This is a genomic window from Bacillus sp. RB3, from assembly GCF_030164735.1.
In the GTDB taxonomy this organism is placed as follows: domain Bacteria; phylum Bacillota; class Bacilli; order Bacillales; family Bacillaceae_G; genus Bacillus_A; species Bacillus_A cereus.
Map to the genome: position 1 here is coordinate 58,824 of NZ_JASNGE010000027.1, position 7,051 is coordinate 65,874.

A 7,051-nucleotide genomic window follows, 5' to 3' on the forward strand; every position below is an offset into this window, starting at 1 on the left:
ATAAAAGTTTAGATTAAGCGCTATTAAATCTTATGCAATTTTATATAAATGAAACTGCAGTTTGGTCACGAACTGCAGTTTCATTTATCGGTTTCTGACAGAAGACTCCTTCCTCAAAAATGTGAAGGTGTGAAACAACAATTTTAGGTGGGACATGAATGTCGGTTGGCATAAGCCAACATGTTTGCTAACATATACTTGTACAGATTGCTCTTTGAAAACTGAAGATATGAGGTTGGTTGCAGAAAAACGTTGCAACCGTAAAATCTTCAACGTTCTTTCACCCCACGTTTGCTGAAGTTGCGAAAACCAAGCTAAAGTAGGAAGCGTGGTGAGTCAACGTACAAGATACTTATGTTTTCACCGTAGGGACTACGGTTAGAGCCTGCTAAGATAACCGGTGGATACATCGGTGTTCGCAGGAATCTCCCACTTCAAAAAGTCCGTAAGGACGTTAAGTGGTGAGTAGTTCAACCATGTCTCTTTCTAGCTTTTTGCTGACTTTGTATCAGAATCCCTTTAATTTGAGTAAGATGCTATTTAGGGTTTTTCATCTATCTTTATATAATTAGTACTAAAAACCTAAAAGATACTCCAGCATTCTTTTAAGGAAAGTAGCTCTAGTATTTTAATACCAGCTATACTATTTCCGTTTGCATCTAGAGCGGGACCAAAAATACCGATTCCCATCTCTCCTTTTACGCAGCCGAATATTCCACCGGAAACCCCACTCTTCGCGGGAATCCCTACGCGAATTGCAAATTCACCAGATTCGTTGTACATACCACATGTGACCATAAAGGTTTTACAAATTTTTGTTATATGTTTCGGAACAATTTGTTTTTTTCTATATGGATCATATCCATCCATTGCAAAAATTAAACCTATCCGTGCTAAATCAATACAGTTTACCTCAATTGCACATTGCCTTGTGTATAAATCCATTAACGCCTCCACTTCTCCATGAATAATATCATTTTGCTTCATGTAGTAGCAAAGAGAGCGATTTAAATAAGCTGTTTCTAATTCAGAGACGGCTACTTTTAAAGAGTAATTAATGGTAGGATTATCCGTAATATCACGCACAAAGGAAAGAATCCGTTCCATCTTCTCGTCATTACTATCCCCTGCTAGTATACTTGTAATTGCTAGTGCCCCTGCGTTAATCATTGGATTGAGTGGCTTAGAGGGGCTAGCTGTTTCTAATTTAATAATAGAATTAAATGGATCACCAGTTGGCTCCATTCCAACTTTAGAAAATACATATTCTTCGCCGCATTCTAAAAGCGCAAGTGCAAGCGTAATTACTTTTGAAATACTTTGAAGTGTAAAGAGTGTTTGTGAGTTACCGGCATGAATATAATCTGTCTCTTTATGATAAATTGCAATCCCTAAATCATCTAGATTCGCATTTCCTAGTTCTGGGATATAAGTAGCCAGTTTCCCTTTTTTTGTATATGTTTGTACTTGCTCTAACAATTGTTCTAAGTTATTTGTTTGAATGCACTGCATCACTAATACGTCCTTTTCCTCATTATTAATTGTATTCTGATTATCAAAATTCTCTATTTCCTCAACTTGATAGTTGTGTTCATAATCTGTATTTAATAAACGACCTGAATAAAAGTGCGTCTTCAGAATCCTAGAAATTGACTCCTCTGTATTTAAGTAAATATCTTTGTTAACCAATCTTTTCTTTGGTTTTTTCGTTGTTCCAGCATTCAGTATTCTTTAAATTAGGAATACTAGTTGCATAGAAAATCGGATCTTTTCCAGCTTTCTTTTGTCTTATATAATCTTTGAGAGCAGAGAAAGCATATTTTCCAAGGAAAATAATTGCAATTAGGTTGAAAATAGCCATAATCCCCATGAATAAATCTGCAATATCCCATACAATTTGAACCGTTGCTATAGAACCGAGCATTACCATACCAATTACTGAAATACGATATATCATTAATAATGTCTTACTACCACTTAAAAACTCAATGTTTGTTTCACCATAGTAATAGTTCCCAACGAGAGAACTAAAGGCAAATAGAAAAATTGCTACCGCTACAAAGGTAGGTGCCCATGGTCCGATATGGGTTTTTAATGCTTCTTGTGTTAATTGAATTCCATTCAGGTCTGTAGAATTGTGCATATCGGATAGAAGAATCATAAATGCAGTACAACTACAAATTATTAGTGTATCAGTAAAAACACCAAGTGTTTGAATAAATCCTTGTTTAACAGGATGAGTAACATTGGCAGTCGCAGCTGCGTTTGGGGCACTTCCCATACCAGCTTCATTTGAAAATAAACCACGCTTTACTCCTAGAAGAATCGCAGCACCAAGTCCTCCGCCTACAACTTCCTTAATACCAAAAGCATGCAGAAAAATTTCTTTAAATAGAATAGGAACTTGCGTAATATTTGTAATAACCACAAATAGTGCAACACCAACATAAAGAATCGCCATAAATGGTACAATCATTTCTGCAACACGAGCAATCCGTTTTACGCCTCCAAAAATAATTAGTGCGATCAAACCAACTAGTATACATCCGACAATTTTAGGCTCTAGATTGAATGCGCCTTCAAACGCTGACGTAACTGTATTTGCTTGAACAGCATTAAATACCAGACCAAAGCAAACTGTAATTAAAATTGAGAAAACAACTCCCATCCAGCGTTTATTTAATCCTTTTTCCATATAGTAAGCTGGACCGCCTCGGAATTTATTTCCATCTTTTACTTTGTATATTTGAGCAAGTGTACTTTCAACAAATGCAGAAGCTCCTCCAATTAATGCGATAAGCCACATCCAAAATATTGCACCAGGTCCGCCGGTGGAAATCGCAATTGCGACACCCGCTAAGTTTCCTGTACCAACGCGAGAAGCTGTACTCATACAAAATGCTTGAAAAGATGAAACTCCACTTTTTTCTTTTTGTGCTTTGCGAGTTGAAGAACTTGCACCATCACTAAGTAAGCGAATCATTTCACCAACATAACGAAATTGTACAAATCTTGTCTGAATAGTAAAATAGCATCCAATCCCAATTAAAAGTGCAATTAGGATGTAGCCCCATAAAAATTCATTTGCTATTCCAATGAATTTGTGGATGGGAGTGATTACATCTTTGATGAAATCCATATGATTAATCCTCCTTATTTTAACGAATATATATTTATCTAAAAAACGTGGATTCAGTTTGACAAAGAAAATAAGCGGAAACATGATGTACAAAAATTATTTTATTAGCACCCAAATGCTACTCATGAACCACTTTAAATTTTAGAGAAGCTGCCATAATGTTATTACCAGGAAAAATCCAATCGCAATACTATTTTCTTTTTGTACACGAATCAGACGCCTTTTTAGAGTTACATTGTTCCAATGATTACAATTGCCTTAATAATCTTACGTAGTAGAACATTGTTTAGTTCTTCTAGAAATCATCAAACCAATCAAACTACCAAGTAAGGCTATTAAAACCCATCCCATTCCTTCATTATATAGAGGAACATGTTGCATGAAAGTAAGCAGCGAGTCACTAGCCAGTTCTGCTGTTTCTAATCCTTGTATTATACTAATCAGTAATGCTCCTAAAACTGATCCAACATAGACAGCCTGCTTATCTTTTATAAATCGATCAAAAAAAGCGAGGATAATTAGCACAATTGCTACAGGATAGATAACAATTAGGATAGGTAGGGAAAGTTTAATTAGCATAGACAAACCAAGGTTTGATACTCCAAAGCTAAATAAGCAAATAATTAAAATGATTTTGTTATAAGAAATCTTTGGAAATAGTGTTGTGAAAAATCTCCCACATGCTGAAACGAGTCCTACAGATGTAGTTAAACATGCGAATAACATTGTAATTCCTAATAAGGAAAGACCATATTGACCAAATAAATGTTGTACTACATTTGTTAATAACACACTTCCGTTTTCAAATGTGCCAAATGTTTGAGAAGTAGCTCCAATATAAGCAAGTGATATATATATGATAGATAATCCAAGTGCGGCTATAAGCCCTGCTACTATAGTAGATTTAGCAATGGATTTTTTATTTGTAACACCTTTTTCTTTTATAGCGTTAATTACGATAATTCCAAATACGAGAGCAGCAAGGGCATCCATTGTTAAAAATCCTTCAATAAATCCTTTGAAAAAAGGAGCTTCCTGATATGAATCAGAGGGTGTTGAAATAGATCCAACTGGTGAAGAAATTGCTTTAACAATAATAATACTAATCATGATTAGTAACAGCGGGGTTAAATATTTTCCAATTCTATCTACCAATTTAGAGGGATTTAAAGATAGATAATACGTTATAGCGAAATATAAAAATGTGTATAGGAGTAATATATACCATTGATTTTGCATGGTGTTACTTAAAAAGGGGGCAACTGCCATTTCATATGAAACAGTGCCTGTACGAGGAATGGCGAAAAAAGGGCCAATTGCTAAATAAATGATAAGAGGGATAATAACACCACAGGCGGGGTGAATCCTACTAGCAAGGGTACTAACATTTCCACCAAAAAGGGAAATAGCAGCGATGGCTAGTAATGGAAGTCCAATACTACTCACAACAAATCCCGAAATCGATATCCAAATATTCGTTCCAGATGAATATCCTAATAATGGAGGGAATATCATATTACCTGCACCAAAAAATATTGCAAACAGCATAAGTCCAATAGGGATTGTTTCTTTAAAAGTTAACGATTGTTTCATAGAACACTCTCCTTTTTTGACGAAAAATGTCGAAATTTTAGTTTTTTTCATTATAGCATATGTTATTAGAAAATAAAGAAAAATAAAAATGGGAATAATTTCTTAATCCACTTAAAATACCGTTTTAAGTGGATTAAATTATATAAATCCCCAAATTTCATAAAATCAATTAATGAAAATACACAGATTTTTTAAAATTTAACATTCGTATATTGAAATTTTAATAAATAATTATCATTTTTTCCTAGAAGACTCCTTCCTCAAAGAACTCCAATGGGAGATGAATCGTGTCACTATTAGTTGAAACAGAAGTGCAAGAACTTCCAAAAACAAATTCTTACATTGAAATGGCTGTGGAATTATAAGATTTCACTATTTTGTCAGATGGAACACACTATAAAAATCCAAAGTTTTTCCGATCATTAGAAGATAAGCTGGCGAAAGCACAGCGTGTTCTTTCTAGAAGAACGAAAGAATCTTCTCGCTGGAATAAATAGCGAGTAAAAGTAGCTAGAATTCATGAACATATAGAAAATACTACTTGCACAAAATCTCAAATGAGATCATCAAAAATCATGATGTTATCGATATATAGGATTTGCAAGTATTGAATATATTAAAGAATCATAGGTTAGCAAAAGCAATTAGTGAGGTATCATGGTCACAGTTTCGAGCCATGTTAGAATGCAAACCCAAGTGGTACGGCAAACAAGTCATTGTCGTATTGAAAACATTTGCTTCGATCTAATTATGATCTTGTTGTGGATATCAAAACAAAGACGTTTAAACTCTATGATACTGCCCTACTTGTCGTACACACCATGATAGGGAGATTAACGCAAGTATTAATCTAAAGAATGAAGCGATAAGGCCTCTAACCGTAAGGACTATGCAGATATCCTAAATGAATTGAAAGTGAGGATAGTTTAAAACTACTTTCTACTTTATCCCTCTCAAAATAATTAAATTCAATGAATAAAATTTAATTATAGAAAAATAATAATAAAAAAACGGACTATTATACATATTAAGAGGTGAACTCATGTCCTTAATTGAAGAAACCTTAGAAACTAAGACAGATAAAACCATTGAAAAGATCCAAACGAGTAACTTACAAAAACTTAAAGATACACTAGATAACATCTTTGATATTAGTGCAGATTTGATTGAACATCCTTTGCAATTAAAAACAAACACAAATATTTTACTATATTATTTTGAAGGCCTTACAGATGGTGTTGCATTAAAAACCAATGTTGTTACACCATTATTACAAAAAGTAAATGAAGACAGTCAAATATTTACTTCTAATATTATCGCTACTCATACCAAAATAGTATATACATGGAATGAAATTAAAGAAGGATTACTTGAGGGTCAATGTGTACTGTTTATGGAGGGAGAAAAGCGGTCACTTTTAATAAATACAAAAGGCTGGGCAGAAAGATCCATTCAAGAACCGATTTCAGAAGTTACTATTAAAGGCTCACATGATGGATTTATTGAGAATGCCACAAAAAATATAGGCCTTATTCGTCGTTATATTCCTTCTACAGAGTTAAAAATTAAAAAGCTGACGATTGGAGAACGAGCCACTTCTGTAGTCTATTTGATTTACTTAGGTGATGTAGCAAGCGCAGATGTAGTCCAAGAAATAGAAACTAGAATCTGTAATATTAAAACGGATGCGGTATTGAGCATTGGAGAACTGTCTAATTTTACAAAGGATCAAAATTGGACTCCTTTCCCACAGGCTTATTTAAGCGAACGTCCAGATGCGATTTCAAATCATATCCTTGATGGAAAAGTAGCAGTGTTGTTGGATAGATCCCCAGGTGCAATGGTTGTTCCTATGAATTTGATTGGATTTTTTCAAACTCCAGATGATTATAATATTCATTGGCTCATTGCATCGTTTTTTCGTTTATTACGATTTGCAGGATTTATTATAGCGATTTTTTTACCCGCATTTTATATTGCTATCGTCTCTTTTCACTTTGAAATTATTCCTATAGATTTATACACTTCTATTGCAACGTCAAGAGTCAAGGTCCCCTTCTCTCCCTTATTGGAAGCTTTTATAATGGAAATTACACTAGAAATGCTACGTGAAGCTGGTATTCGCTTACCACAACCAATTGGACAAACCATTGGGATTGTTGGAGGGATTGTAATTGGGCAGGCGGCTGTTCAAGCTGGTCTTGTTAGTAACGTTATGGTTATTATCGTATCTATTACAGCCATTGCTTCATTTATTGTTTCTAATTATGATTTATCAAGTTCTATACGCCTTATTCGTTTTCCAATGATGTTATTGGC

General features: G+C 34.2%; 4 protein-coding genes and 1 pseudogene. 2 read left to right on the top strand and 3 right to left on the bottom strand.

Translation table 11 applies throughout. The annotated features are described in order from the left end of the window. Positions 1-582: 582 nt before the first annotated feature. The 3 genes from glsA to brnQ all read right to left on the bottom strand — a co-directional run bounded on the left by glsA (position 583) and on the right by brnQ (position 4,732). Positions 583-1,512 (bottom strand): glutaminase A, encoded by a 930-nt coding sequence (glsA, locus tag QO049_RS24440; RefSeq protein ID WP_246963670.1) that lies wholly within the window; start codon positions 1,510-1,512, stop codon positions 583-585. A gap of 169 nt (positions 1,513-1,681) precedes the next feature. After that, a complete protein-coding gene (locus tag QO049_RS24445) occupies positions 1,682-3,139 on the bottom strand; it encodes an alanine/glycine:cation symporter family protein (protein WP_246963669.1) in 1,458 nt (485 codons plus the stop codon). A 267-nt stretch (positions 3,140-3,406) separates the two neighbouring features. Further along, a complete protein-coding gene (gene brnQ, locus QO049_RS24450) occupies positions 3,407-4,732 on the bottom strand; it encodes a branched-chain amino acid transport system II carrier protein (RefSeq protein ID WP_284489564.1) in 1,326 nt (441 codons plus the stop codon). Between the two features lie 287 nt (positions 4,733-5,019). On the opposite strand from brnQ, the pseudogene QO049_RS24455 reads away from it, so the two are divergent. Both QO049_RS24455 and QO049_RS24460 read left to right on the top strand, forming a co-directional pair. Further along, positions 5,020-5,636, top strand: a pseudogene (locus QO049_RS24455) (RNA-guided endonuclease TnpB family protein); the annotation flags it as partial. Between the two features lie 138 nt (positions 5,637-5,774). Beyond that, positions 5,775-7,051, top strand: a 1,277-nt coding sequence (locus tag QO049_RS24460; protein WP_284489565.1) for a spore germination protein, incomplete at its 3' end; no start/stop codon positions are given.

Excerpts from the sequence above, each read along its gene's own strand:
- glsA (WP_246963670.1), bottom strand. The coding sequence starts at position 1,512 with ATGCAGTGCATTCAAACAAATAACTTAGAACAATTGTTAGAGCAAGTA.
- brnQ (WP_284489564.1), bottom strand. The coding sequence starts at position 4,732 with ATGAAACAATCGTTAACTTTTAAAGAAACAATCCCTATTGGACTTATG.
- QO049_RS24445 (WP_246963669.1), bottom strand. The coding sequence starts at position 3,139 with ATGGATTTCATCAAAGATGTAATCACTCCCATCCACAAATTCATTGGA.